The sequence below is a fragment of the Microbacterium sp. W4I20 genome, assembly GCF_030816505.1.
Taxonomy (GTDB): domain Bacteria; phylum Actinomycetota; class Actinomycetes; order Actinomycetales; family Microbacteriaceae; genus Microbacterium.
In genome coordinates, this window is sequence record NZ_JAUSYB010000001.1 from 987,676 (window position 1) to 1,005,108 (window position 17,433).

The window sequence follows — 17,433 nt, forward strand, 5'->3', positions numbered from 1 at the left end:
GGTGCTGTGAGAAGCCCCCAGCGGCACGCTCTTGCGACGTGATCGCGGCGGAGTCAGGCGAAGTACGCGGCCGTGGCCCTCGCCTCGTACACGGCATCGTCGAGATCATCACCTGCCACGTTCACGTGGCCGACCTTGCGGCCGGGGCGCGGAGCCTTGCCGTAGGTGTGGATCTTGGCCGTCGGGTGCTCCGCCATGGCGCCGGCGAATCGCTCCTCCAGCCCGCCCTCCTCCGGCCCGCCGAGGATGTTGACCATCACCGACCAGGGCGCACGGGGGGACGCGCTGCCGAGCGGAAGATCGGCCACCGCACGCAGGTGCTGCTCGAACTGGCCGGGTGACCGCGCCGTCCTGACTCCAGTGGCCGCTGTTGTGGGGCCGCATGGCGAGCTCGTTGACGAGAATCCGCTCATCGTCGGTCTCGAAGAGCTCGACGGCGAGCATGCCCGTGACGCCGACGCCTTCCGCGATGGTGCGGCCGATCTGCTCCGCCACCTGCACGAGACGCTCCGCCGCGGCAGGGGCCGGGGCGATCACCTCAGCGCACACGCCGTCACGCTGCACGGTCTCCACCACGGGGTACGCGACGATCTCTCCACTGACACTGCGCGCCACCTGCTGGGCGAGCTCCCGGACGAACGGCACGAGCTCCTCCACGAGGAGGGCGTCGCCTTCCTCGACCGCATCCATCCAGTCCTGCGCCTCATCGGCGGAGCCGATCACGCGCACACCCTTGCCGTCGTAACCGCCCCGCGGCGTCTTCACGACGGCCCGGCCGCGGTGGGCATCGAGGAAGTCCTGCAGTTCGGCGGTGTCGTGCACAGCAGCCCAGTCGGGTTGCGGGATGCCGAGCTCCGCCAGACGGGCGCGCATCACGAGCTTGTCCTGGGCGAACTGCAGCGCGTCGGGCCCGGGGTGCACAGCCACGCCATCCGCGACAAGCGCCCGCAGCACGTCCTGCGGCACATGCTCGTGATCGAAGGTGATGACATCGACGTCCGCCGCGAAGGACCGGACGACCGCGAGGTCGCGGTAGTCGCCGACGGCCGTCGCGGCGAGGCGGGCGGACATGCCGTCACCCTCCGCCAGCACCCGCAGGTCGAGGCCGAGTTCGACCGCCGGAGCGATCATCATCCGGGCGAGCTGTCCGCCGCCGATCACGCCAACACGCAGTGCCATGTGCCGTCTCCATTCGTCTGCCCCCATTCTCCCGCACCCAGCGAGCGGGGACGGACACACCGGGGTCAGGCGCGGTCGAACTCGTCCGAACCGCCCTGCGCGTCGCGGTGCGCGAGAATCTGGCCGACCTCGATCTGGTCGGCGAGTGTCTCGTGCACCAGCGTCACATTGGGGACGTTCGGCAGACGGAGTGCCGCGTCGACGCCGTTCGAGAGCGTGATGGTGCCCGATCCCCACAGCCGCTGCAGGGGGCCGCGGCGCACGCCGATCGTGTACCCCCTGGCGTGAGACATCTCCCGACGCTGACGCGCCCCGATGCCCTGATGGGCGATGACCCGTCTGGTCGTGATCGTGGTGCTGCGCGAGTACCAGATGATGAAGGGGAAGACGACCAGGAGGATGACGAGAAGACCCGACGCGCTGAGCAGCATCCAGTTCTCGATTCCTGCCGGCAGGTTGTCGTAGAAGAAGGCCGTGGCGCCGAAGGCGGCGATCAGGACGACCGCCGACCAGAACAACCGACGCGCGTGGCTTCGGAAGCGGGCGATCAGGAGTTCTTCGGACGGCACGCCCGGCGGCGGCATCAGGGGCCGGCCTCCGAGCGTCACTGGCTGGGTCACCCCACCATTGTGCCTGTGATATCCGACAACGCCGTCTGCGCGGCGGCGTGTCAGTTTCCGGCGGGCCGCACGTGAACGACGTCTCCGGCCGAGATCGCGTGCTCGACGCCATCGATGGACACGAGCAGACGTCCCTCCCGGTCCAGTGCCGTCGCGGTGCCCTCGAGCACCCGGCCACCCGGCATCGACGCGCGAACGGCGAGGCCCAGAGTCGCACAGCGGTCCGTCACAGCCGCATGCAGACCGCTCACGACGGCATCATCGGCGGCGGCGAGCGCGACGAGACGACCATCCAGGACACGCAGGTAGTCGGACAGCAGGCGGTCGTCGTCGACCTCCGTCCCGAGGACCGTGAAAGACGTCGCCGTGGGCACCGGGAGCTCCTCGGGCGTCATGGCGGTGTTCACCCCGGAGCCCACGATCACGGAATCGGTCGTCGCCTCGGCGAGGATGCCGCAGATCTTGCGGCCGTCGACCAACACGTCATTCGGCCATTTCACGGCGACGTCATGGTCGGGGAGCTGCGCGGCCACTGCCTGGGCCATCGCCAGACCCGCCGCGAGCGGGATCCATCCGCGCGCTCCGGGATCTGCGGGAAGCTCGCGGAGCAGGACGGAGATCGCGAGCGAAGAACCCGCCGGTGCGACCCAGGTGCGGTCGAGTCGACCACGCCCGGCCGTCTGGTTCCTGGTCAGCAGAACCGACAGATGGGGCCACTCCGCGTCGCCTGCGCGGGCGCGCAGATCGGCGTTCGTCGACCCGGTCGAGGGCAGCTCCTCGATCCGGGCGGCGATCGCACTCGAGAGGGGGAAGCCGACGTTCACGCGTCCTCCTCGTCGGCCTCTTCGTCGTCGTCGTCCTCGTCCTCGCGGACGGCGCCGATCTCGTGGGCCTGCCAGTTCTCCCACTCCTGCATGAGATGGCCGACGGCAGCATGGAACTTCGCCGTCGCCACGCCGGGAGTCGTGTCGCCGAAGTAGTGCTGCACCCACATCCGCAGACGGGCGACGGCCGCGTCGTCGGCGCGCACGCGCTCCACCTCGGACACGATGCGCGACGCGGCATCCACGGTCAGCCATTCGCAGTCCGCCAGATACCCGGTGGAGTCGATGGCCGCCCGGTCGTCGACTGGGCGCGTGATCATGAGGGGCTTCCCCGCCGCAAGCCGGTCGTACACCATGGCCGAGATGTCGACGACCGCGACGTCGGCGGCCGAGAGCTGCCACCCCAGTTCTGCGCCGTGGTCGTAGACGTGCTGCGCTCCGCGGTCGGCGGCGTTCGCGGCATTGATCGCCGCGACGATCCGCCGGTGGGCGGCGCCGTATGCCTCGTCGACCACTCCGCTGCGCGGATGCGGGCGATAGATCACGCGGTGCGACCCCGTCGCCAGCAGCTGCTTCACGAGCGTCTCGCCATGGCTGGCGATCGAGCCGTAGTGGGCGCTCGGCCGGTCGCCCTCCCAGGTCGGCGCGTAGAGCACGACGGTGCGGCCGTCCGGTGTGTACGGCAGGGTGCCGGAATAGTGATCGGCCTGCGGACGGCCGATGTCGAGCGTGCGGCGATCGACGTCGTAGTCCCACAGCGTGCGGGCGAGCCGGTCGCGCGCGGCCTGACCCGCCACGAAGGCGTAGTCGTAAGCCTTGTACTGATTGGTGGTCATGTACATCTTGTCGGACTCGCCGTGATTGATGAACACGTGCCAGCGCCGCCCGTAGCGGAACATCTGGAAGTTGCGGGTGTTCTGATTCACGTACAGGACGACGCGGATGTCCTGATTGGCGATGAACCGCTCGAGATCGCGGACCTTGGGCACGAAGGCGACGGCCGGACCATCCTCGTCGAGGAGCTTCTCGGCGCCCGCGGCCGACCGCGAGAGCACCACGACCGGCCAGAGCCGGGAGAGCTCGGCCAGGGGCCGGTACCACTGACGCATCTGGTACATGTTCACTGCCCCGTCAGCGAAGTACACCGCGACCTGGAAGTGACCGGCCGGATGGGGTTCGTGCTCCGAGAGGCGGCGGCGCACCCGCTGCACCGCGCTGCGGGATGCGAGCGCACGCGTGAGGAGACGGTACGCCTTCGTGACGTCAGACAATGCACCCATCCCTCCAGAATACGGTTGCCCGGCACGGATCAGGGAACGCCCGAAGTCACCGTGACATGATCGTCGTGTGCCTGCCAACGATTCCACCGCCACCGAAGCCGGGGTGTCGTTCGTCATGCCGGTGCTCAACGAGCGCGCATACCTCGAGCACGCCGTCGCGTCGGTCCTCGCGCAGGAGGTCGAGGGTCCCGCCGAGCTCGTGCTGGCTCTGGCCCCGTCGACCGATGGCACGACCGAACTCGCCGAGCGTCTCGCCGCCGCGGACGACCGGATCCGTCTGGTCGAGAACCCGGCGGCGCACATCCCCGTCGGTCTCAACGCGGCCATCCGCGCCAGCCGCTACCCGACCATCGTGCGCGTCGATGCGCACTCGGAGCTCTCCCCCGGGTACGCCGCTCGCGCGCTGGAGACCTTGCAGCGCACGGGATCCGCGAACGTCGGCGGCATCATGCACGCCGAAGGGCGCACCCCCTTCCAGAAGGCCGTCGCCCGCCTGTACAACTCCCCCGTCGGACTCGGCGGCGGCGCCTACCATGGCCGCACCAACGAGGGCGAGGCCGAATCCGCGTATCTGGGCGTGATGCGGCGCGAGGTGCTCGACGAGGTCGGACTCTTCGACGAGTCCATCCGCCGCGGCGAGGACTGGGAGCTCAACCTCCGCATCCGCCAGGCCGGGCACCGGGTCTGGTTCGACCCGAGCCTGTCGGTGACCTACTGGCCGCGGGAGAGCTGGCTGCGCCTCGCCCGCCAGTTCCGTGCGACCGGCGCCTGGCGAGGAGAACTCGTCCGCCGGTTCGGCCGCCGCAACGGCATCCGCTACTTCGCTCCGCCGGCGCTGGTGCTGATCGTCGCGCTCGCGGTCGTCGTCGGCGTGCTGCAGCTCACGGGTGTGCTCACCGGCGTCGCCGCGCTGACGGCGTCGCTCCTCGTGTATGGGCCGCTGGCGCTGTACCTGCTGCTGGTGCTCGCGGTCGCTCTCGCGCCGGGCGACGGCGGTCTGCGTCAGAAGCTGTGGTCGGCGGTCGTGCTGCCGACCATGCACCTGTCGTGGGGAGTCGGCTTCCTCGGCGGCGTGCTGCGCGGCGCGCGCGACACCGTCGACGCCTCGAGGCTCGGCACGCGCAACACCCCGCTGCCCTGAGACCCGCCGCAACGATCAGCGGGTGACGAGCCCGAGGTCCAGGATGCGATCGACGACGCGCTGCGCCGCATGGCCGTCGTCACGCCGGTTGAACTGCGCGCGCCACGCTGCGTAGCGCGCAGAGTGCACGGACTCCTGGCCGCGGTCGGCGAGCGCGGCGGCGAGTTCGTCCTGTGTGCGCACCAGCGGGCCGGGAGCGCGTTCCGCGAGATCGAAGTAGAAGCCTCTCAGCTGTCCGCGATAGTGGTCGAGGTCCGGAACGAGGAAGTACATCGGCTTTCCGGTGACGCTGAAGTCGAACATGACCGAGGAGTAGTCGGTGATCAGCGCGTCGGCGGCGAGCAGCAGCTGCGACGTCTCGGGGAACCCGGTGACATCGATCACTCGGGCACCGGCATGGTCGCGCCCCTGATGCAGAGTCCGGGAATGACCGCGCACCAGCACCACGGCATCGGCCTGCTGCGCGAGCAGTTCCGGGTCGACGAAGTCGACCATCTCGCTGCGATCGTCCCGCCAGGTCGGCGCGTAGAGGAGCACGCGCTCCTCGGGCCCGATGCCCAGCGCCGAGCGGATGACGGCCGGGTCACCCGTCGTGAGGACGTCGTTGCGCGGATAGCCCTCCACCCAGATCGGGCGACCGAAGAACGCATATGCCTTGCGGAGGATGCGCTCGGAGTAGGTGTTCTGCGCCAGCAGCACGTCCCAGCGTCGGGACTCCTTCACGACGGCGGCCATCCGGCGCGGATCGAAGCCGGGGCGGTGCAGGGCGAGTCGCTTGAGCGGCGTGCCGTGCCAGGTCTGCAGCACCTTCTGCCCCGGTTTGCGCACGAACCGGCGCCGAAGCCAGTCGTTGACGACGAGCAGTCGGGCGGCGCCGCGCGCGTGCCACCACTCGGGACTCCCCTCGACCACGGCGATCGCCCCCTCGGGCACGGCGACCGAGAGGTCCACGACGCTCCAGTACCGGCGCACGTCCGGCGCGCGCCGCGCGAGCTCCCGGTCGATCGCCCGGGGGTTGCAGCCGACGCTGCGCCCGTAGAAGCTCTCGAAGAACACGGCGTTCTCGGTGCCGCCGGTTTGGGCCACGTAGCGGCCCTCGAGTGTCGCCTGCCCCTCGACGGTCTCGTATACGGGCGAGATCGGCGGCGCGATCTGCACGGAGCCGCCTTCGACGGTGACGCGCACGCCGGTCAGGACGACGGGCGCGACGTGAAGCTCGTCCAGCTCGACGTCCGCGATGCGCAGTTCGTACTCCCCCGAGGGCAATGGCAGCTCCGGGCCGCCCCAGCGCGAGGCCTTTAGCGGGAAGGTGGCTTTCCAGGTCTTGCCTCCGCCGGTGAGGCGCGCGTCGACACGTGCCCGCGGTCCGATGAGAGCTGCCGCTGCCGGTCGAGGACCGGTCCCGGCGATGATCAGCGCCTCCGCGACGTCATCGATGCGGGCCGTTGTCATGCTGCTCCCTTCGGCGCGGGGATCCCCCGCGCGCGGATTGCTTCGTACACCCGCTGGGTGTTGCGCCCATCGCGGTACGCATGCATCTCCGCGCTGAGCGTAGCGGAATGCGCGGTACCCGCTTCGAACGCATCGGAATCGGAGAGCAGGGTTCGCAGCTGACGGAGCAGCACGCCCCAGTCTGCCGCGACCTCGTCGCCCGCCACATCCTCGAACCGCCCGTAGAACCCCCTCGTCCGCGCGTAGGCGGCCGCGTCCGGTGCGAGGAACAGCACCGGCATCCGCAGCAGTCCGACGTCGTAGGCGAGAGAGGAGTAATCGGTGATGAGCACGTCCATCGCCGGAAGTGCCGGCGAGACGTCGGGGAGGACGGAGGCGCCCAGCATCCGCACCCGCCTGGTCGGAAGCGGCGGGCTGTAGGCGCCCTCGCCGAGCAAATGCGAGCGGATGAGCAGGACCGCGTCGGCGTCTTCGAGAGTGCGGATGATCCCGACCCATTCGGATGCCGAGGGCACGGCAGGGTCGGCGGCGCCATCGCGCCAGGTCGGTGCGTAGAGCACCGTGCGTGCGCCGTCGGGGAGGTCGTCGATGAGGCCGTGCAGCAGAGCGGATGCCGCTGTGCGGCGCTCTTCGATCGTCCCGGCGGAGAGCACGTCCACGCGCGGCTCTCCGGTCACGACGACGCGGTCGTCGCCGAGGCCGAACGCGGACTCCAGGCGCCCACGGGCACGGTGCGACGCAGCAGGCAGTACCCGGATGCGCTGGGCGGCACCCCGATAGAGGAGGGCGATCAGGCGGCGCAGCAGCGGCGCCCCCGGCACGTCCGGCACCTGCGTCGTCGCCGGGGAGTCGAGGCCGATCCGCTTGAGCGGGATCCCGTGCCAGAGCTGCACCACGAAGCCGCCGCCGTTCGCATAGCGGTTGACGTCGCCGAGGCCGTGCGTGACGACGAGCACGCCTGCCCTCGCCGTCGTCCACCAGCCGCGGAGGCTGTCCTTGCGGACCGTGCGGAGGCCGAGCGCCGCGGCATCCCGATCCTCGCGCTCGGACGAGGTGAGCCAGACCGTGTCGTGCCCTGCCACCGAGGCGTACCGATGGAGAGCGAGCGCCCCGTCACCGATCCCGGCACCGCATCCGAAGACCCAGCGCCGGCCACGCGGCACCAGCAGGGTACCTATGCGTCCTGCGGCATAGAGCGGGATCCGGAGCAGCTTGGCCGCATTGCCGGTGCCGAAAGAGAAGGACGCCACCCCGCGAGCCTATCGCGGGGGTGGCGTCCTTCCGTGCGGAACGGCTCAGCCGGCGAGGTCGCCGAGCGTCACGTCGATCTCGTACTCCTTGCCGCCCCGGACGTAGGTGACCTTCGCGTCGCTACCAGCGGCCGCGGCGCGCACCTGTGCCGTGAGGTCGCTGGCGTTGGTGATCGGAACGCCGTTGAACGCGGTGACGACATCGCCTTCCTTCAGGCCGCCGTCAGCGGCCGCTCCACCGGCGCTCGCCTTGGCGATGTAAGCTCCGGCGACCTCTGCACCCTCGACGCTCGCCGCGTCGCGCACCGATGCTCCGAGGAGTCCGTGCGTGGCCGCGCCGTCGGCGATGATCTCCTCGGAGACGCGCTGCGCGATGTTCGAGGGAATCGCGAAGCCGATGCCGATGGAGCCCGACTCCTCGGAGTTGCCCGAGCTGGCGATGGCCACGTTGATGCCGATCAGCTCGCCCTTGCTGTTCACGAGCGCTCCGCCGGAGTTGCCGTGGTTGATCGCGGCGTCCGTCTGGATGACGGCGATCGAGATCGACTCGGAGGACTGCTGACCGGTGTTGCCGGGGAGGTCGAACTGGAACGGTCCCTCTCCCTCTCCCTCACCCTCCGGTGTCTGCTGGTCCTCGGGAGCGTCTTCCGACGACGAGTCGGGGAGCGCGGACGAGGCGATCTGGATGCTCCGGTTCAGCGCGCTCACGATGCCGGTCGTGACCGAGTTCGCGAGGCCGAGCGGTGCACCGAGGGCAACGGCGGTGTCACCGACGTTGAGCTTCGACGAGTCGGCGAAGTCGATGGGCGTGAGGCCCTTCGCCCCCTTCAGCTTGATCACGGCGAGGTCGTAGATCGGGTCGGTTCCGACGACCGTGGCCTCGTAGATGTGTCCGTCGGAGGTCGTCACCCGGATCGTCGGGTCGGCGACAGCACCGCCGAGCGTGACGACGTGCGTGTTGGTGAGCACATAGCCGTCGTCGCTCACGATGACGCCCGAGCCGCTGCCGCCCTCGTCGGAGCCGGCGACCTCGATCGTGACGACGGAGGGGAGGGCGGCCGTCGCGACCGCCGTGGTCTCGTTGACCGATCCCGGGTTGTTGACCGTGACGGTCTGCGGGCCCGTCGCGGTACCGCTGGAGGGCTGGTTCTGGATGCCGCTCAGCAGTGCTCCGCCGCCGAATCCTGCGACACCGCCGACGAGGGCCGCCGCGAGGATGAACGCCGCGAACTTCGGGCCGCTGCGGGGCTTCGAGTCCTTCGTCTTCACACCATCGGCCGGCGGGACGACGAACCCGAGCGGCGCCGTTCCGTCGAGGGGTTGGGTCGGCTGCGTGTACGACGCAGCGCTGGGGATGCCGAAGGCGGCTCCCGGTGCCGAGCCGGTCGCCGGGGCGCTCGGCGCGGCGAAGCGCTGGGCTGCGGGCGGACCGGCAGGGGCCGCCGGCGCCTGCGACGTGAAGGTCGAAGGCACCTCGTGTCCCTGCGACGGTGCCGTCGAGGACGCACCGGTGAGGTCAGCGGCGGCGGCGGGCGCCGGCTGAGCGACGCCCTCTGCTGCCTGGGCGGACGGCACGGCGTCGTGCGACGCGGGTGCCGAGTGGTTCTGGGTGTCGTCTTCGTTCATGGTGTGCTCCTTCATCAACGCCCCTTCAGACTGCTCCTCGAGTCTGTGCGTTTGATATGGCGGAGATGAGTTTCGGCTATGGCCTTAGCCTGTTCTTCATGAGTGTCATCCCCGGCGCATGGCGCCGCACGGCTGCGGGTGCAGGTCTGCTCGCCGCGGACGGAACCGTCGCGCCCACCATCTTCGCAGAGATGTCTGCGGCGGCGGCCCGGACCGGCGCGATCAATCTGGGCCAGGGCTTCCCCGACGAGGACGGTCCGGCGGAAGTCCTCGAGGCGGCACGCGCGGCCATCGCGGGCGGGGCGAACCAGTACCCGCCCGGGCGCGGTACTCCCGATCTACTTGCCGCGATCAGCGAGCACCAGCATCGGTTCTACGGCCTCGACGTCGACCCCGCGACCGAGGTCATCGTGACCGCGGGAGCCACGGAAGCCCTGACGGCGACACTGCTCGCGCTGATCGACGGGCCGGACGACGAGGTCGTCGTCTTCGAGCCGTACTACGACTCCTACGCGGCGGCGGTCGCGCTCGCAGGGGCGCGACTGCGGACCGTGCCGCTGCGCGCTCCGGATTTCCAGCCCGATCTCGACCAGCTCGCCGCCGTGGTCACCGACCGGACGCGCATGATCCTGGTCAACGACCCGCACAATCCCACGGGCGTGGTCTTCGACCAGGAAGTGCTCACCGAGATCGTGCGCCTCGCGCATCTGCACGACGCCGTCATCGTCACCGACGAGGTCTACGAGCACCTCGCCTTCCGTGCGCCGCACACGCCGATCGCGACCCTCCCCGGGGCGGCCGAGCGCACGCTCACGATCTCCTCGGCCGGGAAGACGTTCTCCACCACCGGCTGGAAGATCGGCTGGGTGCATGGCCCGGCGGAGCTCATCACGGCCGTACTGACCGTGAAGCAGTACCTCACGTATGTGAACGGATCACCCTTCCAGCCGGCCGTCGCGGTGGGGCTGCGGCTGGACGATGCGTACTTCACGAATGCCGCTGCCGCCCTCGAGAACAAGCACCGGATCCTCGGTGACGGACTGCGTGCCGCCGGCTTCACCGTGCACGCGCCGCAGGGCGGCTACTTCACAGTCGCCGACGCGTCGGCCTTGGGCGGGACGGATGCCGCGGCCTTCTGCCGTGCACTCCCCGACCGCGCGGGTGTCGTCGCGATCCCGATCACCGCGTTCCTCTCACCGGAGCGGCGGCACGAGTACGGCGGACTGGTGCGATTCGCCGCGTGCAAGCGCGTCGAGGTGCTCGAGGAGGCGGTCTCCCGCCTCGCGGTCTTCTCCGCCTGACGTGACGGCCCGGGTCAGCGGGGCACGACCGCGTAGCGCCGCATCCGGAGCGACGGGTTCACCGCGCGCACCCGTTCGATGACCGCGCGCTCGACCGGGGCCACGGCGATCCCCTCGTGCGTGCCGACGCCTGCCAGCACGACGCCCTGCGGATCCACGATCTGCGAGTGACCGACTCCGATCGGGGTCGGATGGTCGGCGGCCACCACGTACACCGTGTTCTCGATGGCCCGTGCCGCCAGCAGCGTGGTCCAGTGGTGCTCCTTGAGCGGCCCTCTGACCCATTCGGCGGGCACCACGAGCACGTCGGCATCCGCGTCGACCAGCGAGCGGGAGAGTTCGGGGAATCGCAAGTCGTAACAGGTCATCAATCCGAAGCGCAGACCGCCCAGTTCGAAGGTGGCGGCCTCCCCCGGGTCGCCCGGTTCCACCCAGTCCGACTCGGTCTGCCCGAAGGCGTCGTAGAGGTGCTGCTTGCGGTAGACCGCGAGGATGCCGTCACCGCGCACGGCCACGACCGTGTTGCGCACCCGGTGGCCTTCGGAGGCGCGTTCCGCGAGGCCGGCGACGATCACGACCGCATAGTCCGCGGCCAACGCGGTCAGGGTGCCGACGAACTCGCCGTCCAGACCTTCGGCATTGGCGGTGAGAGTCGCATCCATCGGGTCGACGAAGTAGCTCGAGTACTCGGGGAACACGATCAGCTTGGCGCCGCGCGCCGCGGCGTCCGCCGTGAGAGCGGCGATCCGCTCGCGATTGTCGGAACGGGATGCCGTCGGGGCGAACTGGCACACGGCGACGGGCACTGCTGCGGTGTCGGACATGCCCTCATCCTCCCCCATCCCCGCGGACCCGGCCTCGATTCGCGGGCCCTCGGAATCCGTGATAAGTTACTTTTTGTGCCGCGGGGTGGAGCAGTTCGGTAGCTCGCCGGGCTCATAACCCGGAGGTCGCAGGTTCAAATCCTGTCCCCGCAACGAGAATGCGACACAAGAAAGGCCCCTGATCGGGAGAAATCCAGATCAGGGGCCTTTCGCCTTCTCCGGCCGAGGCGCGGGGAAATTCGCTCAGCCGCGTTCTGAGCCGAAGCTCACCGAGCGCACTCCCATCGCTTCGGCCTCCTGCACGGCGAGCTGTCGCTCGGCCTTCAGATCGAGGCCGCGCGCCAGCAGCACGTAGGCGATCGCGGAGGCGGCGAGTCCGACGAACAGCGCGACGTCGATTCCGCCGATGGCCGCCGCGATCGGGCCGGTGAACCACGTGGTGACCACGAACGGGATCATCGCGACGATGCCGATGATGTAGGCCGTGATGCCCCGCCAGCCCCAGGCACCGTAGATGCCGTGCGGGCGGAACATCTCGGCCACCGCGTACTGACCCCGGCGCACCAGGTAGTAATCGACGAGGTTGACCGAGGTCCACGGTACGAGCACGTACAGCAGCACGACCAGGAAGCTGCCGAACGAGTCGAGGAACTCCCCCGTCGAGAGGGCAGCGCCGAGCAGACCGCCGAGACCGACGATCGTGCAGGCGATGATCCGGGTGGTCCGTGTGGGACGCACCGGCCGGAAGGAGTCGGCGACGGTGATGAGCTCGATGCTCGCCGCGTAGATGTTGATGGTGATGACGGTGATCAGGGCGGGAAGCGCCGCCCAGAGCAGCACTGCGCCGGCACCCGGGACGATCGCATCGGCTGCCGCGGTGATCGCCCCGACCGGATCGGCATCCGAGAAGAGCGACGCGACGAACGCGCCGAGGATCATCAGCCAGCCGGCGCCGACGATCACGCCCGACGCGGTGTGGAAGAGCGCCTTACCGGGGCTCGTCTGCGGCGGCAGATAGCGCGAGTAGTCCGAGACGTAGGGCGCCCAGCCGAGCGCATAGGCGGCCGCCGCCGCGAACTGCACGAGGAACGCAGGCCAGTTCACCTCGCCGAGAGAGAAGTCGGCAGGCGCGAGCGGAAGCGCGAAGAGCGCCACGACGCTGAAGACCCCGAAGGTGGCGAGGAAGAGCCACGTCAGCCACTTCTGCACGCGGTGGATCCAGTGGTACCCGACGATGGCCAGGGTGAGCGCGAGCGCCGTGATGAGCACGTACCAGCCGACTCCCGCGTTGACACCCGTCGTCGCCGTGAGCACCTGGCCGGCGAGCAGCTGATTGAAGATGTTGAATCCCACGATGCTGGCGACGACCACCAGGCACACGATCGCGACGCCCCGGTAGCCGAACTGCGCGCGGGACTGGATCATCTGCGGCAACCCCAGCTGCGGCCCCTGAGCGGAGTGGAACGCCGTGAAGACGGTGCCGACGCAGACTCCCAGCACGATCGCCAGCAGCGAGACGAGGAAGTTCGCTCCCATCGCGACGCCCACCATGCCGGTGGCCAGGGTGGTGAGATTCGCGTTCGACATGAACCAGAGTGAGAAGAGGCTCGACGGCGTGCCCGTTCTCTCCGTCAGCGGCACCCAGTCGATCGACTTGACCTCGATCCCGGTGGTCGACGGCACGGTGATGACGGGCTCACTCATATCGATTCCTCGGACATAGTCGCCACAGTAGGCCGCCGCGCGAGACTATCCCATCCCGTGAGTCCTATGCCCGCCACAGGGTTGACCGATACGCGAATCGGGCGCCCCCGAAGGGACGCCCGATTCGATTCGATACGAGGACTACTGCCCCGCTGCGGAATCCAGCGCGAGCAGCTTCTCGACGGCAGCGGTGAGACGCTTGTCGGCCTCGGCGAACTTCTCGAGGTCACCCGCCTTGAGCGCGGCCTCGCGGTCGAGAAGCGCCTGCTGCGCGTCGGCGAGCGCGGCGGCCTCGTCCCCCGTGGGTGCGGTCGGCTCCGTGGGTTCTGTCGGAGTCTCGCCGCCGTCGGGATCCGGCTCCTCCGGGTCGGTCGGCTCGACCTCGTCATCGCCGCCCGTGGCACCGGAGTCACCGCCGAAGAGGGTGTCCAGCGCCTCCGACAGCGTGTCCTCGAAGGCCACCCGGTCACCGAATGCGACCAGCACCTTCTGCAGACGAGGCAGCTGCGTGCCCTCGGAGGACTGCACGTAGACGGGCTGCACGTACAGCAGACCGCCACCGACCGGCAGCGTCAGCAGGTTGCCGTAGATGACCTCGGACTCACCCTGTTGCAGCAGGTTCAACTGCGGCACGACGGCCGTGTCGGAGTTGTAGGTGTTCTGCACCTGGCCGGGGCCGGGCACCGTGGTGTCCGTGTCGATCTCCAGCAGGCGCAACTGGCCGTAGCCGTCGGATTTGACGCCCTTCTCCGATCCGGCATCCGAGTCCACCGCCAGGTAGCCCATCAGCACGTCTCGGCTGCCTCCGGCTCCCTGCGAGACCGGGATGAAGGTGGAGAACATCGAGAACCGGGGGTCGTCCTGACCGGGCATCTGCATCGTCAGGTAGTACGGCGGCTGCAGCATCGCCTTCGAGCGCGGGTCGTTCGGCGTCTGCCACCGGTTGTCCTGCTGGGCGAAGGAGCCCGCCTTGTCGACGTGGTAGATACCGAGGATGTCACGCTGCACCTTGAACAGGTCGGTCGGGTAGCGGACGTGGCTCATCAGCTCACCGGACATCGCGCTGATCGGCTTCACCGTCGACGGGTAGACCTTCTGCCAGGTCTTGAGCACCGGGTCCTCGGCATCCCATGCGTACAGCTTCACGGAACCGTCGTACGCGTCGACGGTCGCCTTGACCGAGTTGCGGATGTAGTTGATGTCGTCGATCGCGAGCGTCGGCGACGGGACGTTGGAGTCCGCGATCGCGTCGGAGAGGCTGACGCTCGTCGAGTACGGGTACGTCGAGCTCGTGGTGTAGCCGTCGACGATCCAGACGATGCGGCCGTCCACGACGCTCGGGTACGGGTCGCTGTCGAGCTCGAGGTACGGTGCGACCTTCTGCACGCGCGTCTTCGGGTTGCGGTCGTAGAGGATCTGCGAGTCCTCGTTCACGAGGTTCGAGAACAGGATCTGCTCCGACTGGAACTTCAGGGCGTAGAGGAGCTTCGTGAAGGTGTCGCCGACCGACGGGCCGCCCTTGCCCTCGAACGTCGTCTTGGTCTCGCTGGAGCCGTCCTTGCCGCGCGGATAGTCGATCTCGGCGGGCTCGGAGCCCTTCGGTGCGCCGACGATCGAATACTCCGGGGAGTTCTCGCCGAAGTACACGCGGGGCTCGAAGTTCTCGCGGTCCGTGAGGAAGCCGGAGGACGGGATGCCGCGCTCGAGGAACACCGGCTCACCATCGCTGGTGCGCTGGTTTCCCGCCGCGGCGACGAGACCGTAGCCGTGGGTGTAGACCGCGACGCGGTTGTTCCAGTTGTCTCCATCGCCGAGGCCGGACATGTCGAGGTCGCGGACCGAGACGACGGTGTCCTGCATCTTGCCGTCGATCTCGTAGCGGTCGACGTCCATCGTCGTCTGGAACTGGTAGTAGCCGCGGTACTGCTCGAGCTGGCGGACCGTCGGCGGGATGACCTTCGGGTCCATGATGCGGATGGATGCGGTGGTCTCGGCATCCTCGCGCAGCTGACCTGCCGCAGCGTCGGTCTCCGCCTCGAAGGTCGTGCTCTCGAGGTTGTCGACGCCGTAGGCCTCTTTGGTCCCGTCGATGTTCCGCTGGTAGTACTCGGCCTGGTAGGCGTTCTGGTTCGGCTTCACCTGGAAGGTGGTGACCACCCAGGGGTAGCCGACACCGACGACCAGGGAGGCGACGATGAGGAGCGCCGTTGCCGCGAGCGGGAACCGCCACCGGCCGATGACGGCGGTGACGAAGAACAGGATGGCCACCATCGCGGCGATGATCGCGATGATCGCGAGGCCAGGGATGGTCGCGTTGACACCCGTGTAGGCCGCACCCGTGATGCGGTCGTCGGGAGTGGTCAGTGTGCGGTACCGATCGAGCCACAGGCTCGCGGCCTGCACCAGCAGGTAGAGACCCGCGATGACGGCCAGCTGGATGCGGGCCGGCTTCGAGATGCGCAGCTCACCCTGCCCGATGCGCACCGAGCCGTAGAGGTACGAGACGAGGGCGGTGACCAGCAGCGACAGCAGCAGCACCGCGGAGACGAACGCGAGGAGGATCGTGTAGAACGGCATCGCGAACATGTAGAAGCCGGTGTCGAGACCGAACTGCGGGTCGACGCTCGAGGTCGCCACGCCGTTGGCCCAGAGCCAGACGGTCTTCCACTGGCCCGCCGCGGCGAAGCCGGCGAACAGGCCGAAGAAGATCGGCATGCCCCACATCGCGAGGCGGCGGAGGGGTTCGATGACCTCCTGGTACCGGTCCAGCTGCGAGCTGAGTCGCACGTACACCGGACGCAGCCGGTAGGCGAGCTGGATCACGACGAAGAGCGGCACGCCCATGCCGAGGAAGCCCACGGCGAACATCACTGCCGTGGCGATCCACTGCGTGGTGAGCACACCCGTGAAGCCCACCTGGTCGAACCAGAGGAATTCGGTGTAGAGCGAGGCGAACACGAAGAACGTCGCGATCAACGCGGCGATGATCACCAGGGAGATGCCGAAGATGCGTCGGGAGGTTCGAGGCGTGGCCGGATTCGGAGCTGAGGCTGAGTTCGAGGTCACCATCCCATCCTAGGCGGGCCTCACTATGGGGTGGCTGTCATCCCGGTCACGGCGAGGTCACGGCGCTCGCGCTCACGACGCGGGGAGCTCGCACGTCGGGAGGGAATCGACGTCACCGTCGTCGGCGATCACGGCGAGCGCGTCGAGCGACTCCTCGAGTGTGGCGGTGCGGATGACCTGCAGGCCGTCGGGGACGTGTCCGACCACCTCGTCGCAGTTCGACGCCGGCGCCAGGAAGTAGTCGGCTCCGGCATCGCGCGCACCGTACAGCTTCTGACGGATGCCGCCGATCGGGCCCACGGTCCCTTCGGCGTCGATGGTGCCGGTGCCGGCGATGTTCTCGCCACCGTTGAGCTCGCCCTCGGTGAGGGTGTCGACGATGCCGAGCGCGAACATCATGCCGGCGCTGGGCCCTCCGACGTTGTCGAGCTGGAGCGTCACATCGACCTCGAAGTCGTAGTCGGTGCGCAGCGTGATGCCGATGAGCCAGGTCGTGACGCCGTCCTTGGTCTGCTTCTCCGGCGTGATCTCGACCGTCCGCTCCTCGCTGTCGCGCAGCACGGTGAGCGACACCGCATCGCCCTCGGCATCCTGGATCTCCTGGCGCAGGCGAGCTGCGGACGTGACGGCGGTGCCGTCTATCGCGGTGATGACGTCCTCGGCCTCGAGCACACCGTCGGCCGGTGCGTCCGGCACGGTCTCCTCGACCACGACCTCCGCCCCGGTGTCATAGCCGAGCTCGTTCAACGCGGCCGCTGTCGCCTCGTGCTGCGAGTCGACCATCAGTGTCGCGTTGCGCTCATCCCGCTCCTCGGTCGTGAATCCCTCAGGGAACACCGAGTCGAGGGGCACGACGGCGCGCGACGAGTCCATCCAGGCCAGCGCGAGCTCGAACCAGCTGGGGGTGCGTTCGCGGTTGCCCACCACCTGCACGGTCGTGAGGTCGAGCGTGCCGGCGGTCTCGAACGTCTTGGCACCCTCGACACTGATCAGCGGTACCTCCTCGCCGTCGGCGCCGGCGGCCGTGCCGAGCGTGTCGTAGACCGGGCCGGGCCGCTGGATCACGTACGGCGTCGGGAGGAAGGTGAGGACGACGAGCGCGACGAGCGCGACGATCAGCGCCCAGACTCCGAGTCCGGGCTTTCCAGACCGCGTTCGATCCACAG

At 69.0% G+C, this 17,433-nt stretch carries 12 protein-coding genes, 1 tRNA gene and 1 pseudogene; 3 read left to right on the top strand and 11 right to left on the bottom strand.

The genetic code is table 11. The annotated features are described in order from the left end of the window. Positions 1-53 precede the first annotated feature (53 nt). The 4 genes and pseudogenes from QFZ21_RS04865 to QFZ21_RS04880 form a co-directional block, all read right to left on the bottom strand. Positions 54-1,179, bottom strand: a pseudogene (locus QFZ21_RS04865) (5-(carboxyamino)imidazole ribonucleotide synthase). A 65-nt stretch (positions 1,180-1,244) separates the two neighbouring features. Continuing rightward, on the bottom strand, positions 1,245-1,763 hold the full coding sequence (locus tag QFZ21_RS04870; RefSeq protein WP_307381217.1) for a PH domain-containing protein: 519 nt from the start codon (positions 1,761-1,763) through the stop codon (positions 1,245-1,247). A gap of 86 nt (positions 1,764-1,849) precedes the next feature. After that, entirely contained in the window at positions 1,850-2,623 is a 774-nt protein-coding gene (locus tag QFZ21_RS04875) for a biotin--[acetyl-CoA-carboxylase] ligase (RefSeq protein ID WP_307374972.1), read from the bottom strand. Continuing rightward, positions 2,620-3,903, bottom strand: a complete 1,284-nt coding sequence (locus tag QFZ21_RS04880; RefSeq protein ID WP_307374974.1) for a CDP-glycerol glycerophosphotransferase family protein — start codon at positions 3,901-3,903, stop codon at positions 2,620-2,622. The genes QFZ21_RS04875 and QFZ21_RS04880 overlap by 4 nt, the downstream gene beginning before the upstream one ends. A gap of 115 nt (positions 3,904-4,018) precedes the next feature. Between QFZ21_RS04880 and QFZ21_RS04885 the strand changes: the two genes are divergently transcribed. Beyond that, positions 4,019-5,044 (top strand): glycosyltransferase family 2 protein, encoded by a 1,026-nt coding sequence (locus QFZ21_RS04885; RefSeq protein ID WP_307381219.1) that lies wholly within the window; start codon positions 4,019-4,021, stop codon positions 5,042-5,044. Positions 5,045-5,059: 15 nt separating this feature from the next. On the opposite strand, the gene QFZ21_RS04890 is transcribed toward QFZ21_RS04885, so the two are convergent. From QFZ21_RS04890 to QFZ21_RS04900, 3 genes are read right to left on the bottom strand one after another with little or no spacing between them, the layout of a single operon-like run. Then, complete coding sequence (locus QFZ21_RS04890; protein ID WP_307374976.1) at positions 5,060-6,496, bottom strand: CDP-glycerol glycerophosphotransferase family protein; 1,437 nt, start codon at positions 6,494-6,496, stop codon at positions 5,060-5,062. Continuing rightward, on the bottom strand, positions 6,493-7,746 hold the full coding sequence (locus QFZ21_RS04895) for a CDP-glycerol glycerophosphotransferase family protein (RefSeq protein WP_307374978.1): 1,254 nt from the start codon (positions 7,744-7,746) through the stop codon (positions 6,493-6,495). Before QFZ21_RS04895 ends, QFZ21_RS04890 begins: the two co-directional genes overlap by 4 nt. A 45-nt stretch (positions 7,747-7,791) precedes the next feature. Then, positions 7,792-9,372 carry a S1C family serine protease gene (locus QFZ21_RS04900; RefSeq protein WP_307374980.1) on the bottom strand — a complete coding sequence of 527 codons (1,581 nt, stop codon included), beginning with the start codon at positions 9,370-9,372 and terminating at the stop codon, positions 7,792-7,794. Between the two features lie 98 nt (positions 9,373-9,470). Here QFZ21_RS04900 and QFZ21_RS04905 point away from each other — a divergent pair, with 98 nt between their 5' ends. Further along, positions 9,471-10,673, top strand: coding sequence for an aminotransferase class I/II-fold pyridoxal phosphate-dependent enzyme (locus QFZ21_RS04905; protein WP_307374982.1), 1,203 nt, complete (start codon positions 9,471-9,473; stop codon positions 10,671-10,673). Between the two features lie 14 nt (positions 10,674-10,687). Here QFZ21_RS04905 and QFZ21_RS04910 read toward each other — a convergent pair whose 3' ends face one another. Further along, positions 10,688-11,497: a carbon-nitrogen hydrolase family protein gene (locus QFZ21_RS04910; protein WP_307374984.1), complete on the bottom strand. Its 810-nt coding sequence runs from the start codon at positions 11,495-11,497 to the stop codon at positions 10,688-10,690. 79 nt (positions 11,498-11,576) lie between these two features. Here QFZ21_RS04910 and QFZ21_RS04915 point away from each other — a divergent pair. Further along, positions 11,577-11,650 (top strand) — tRNA-Met (locus QFZ21_RS04915). Between the two features lie 90 nt (positions 11,651-11,740). Here QFZ21_RS04915 and QFZ21_RS04920 read toward each other — a convergent pair. The 3 genes from QFZ21_RS04920 to QFZ21_RS04930 form a co-directional block, all read right to left on the bottom strand. After that, positions 11,741-13,201 (bottom strand): cytosine permease, encoded by a 1,461-nt coding sequence (locus QFZ21_RS04920; RefSeq protein WP_307374986.1) that lies wholly within the window; start codon positions 13,199-13,201, stop codon positions 11,741-11,743. A 141-nt stretch (positions 13,202-13,342) separates the two neighbouring features. Beyond that, on the bottom strand, positions 13,343-16,267 hold the full coding sequence (locus tag QFZ21_RS04925; RefSeq protein ID WP_373425996.1) for a UPF0182 family protein: 2,925 nt from the start codon (positions 16,265-16,267) through the stop codon (positions 13,343-13,345). Between the two features lie 72 nt (positions 16,268-16,339). After that, positions 16,340-17,431 (bottom strand): PDZ domain-containing protein, encoded by a 1,092-nt coding sequence (locus QFZ21_RS04930; protein WP_307374988.1) that lies wholly within the window; start codon positions 17,429-17,431, stop codon positions 16,340-16,342. Positions 17,432-17,433: the final 2 nt, after the last annotated feature.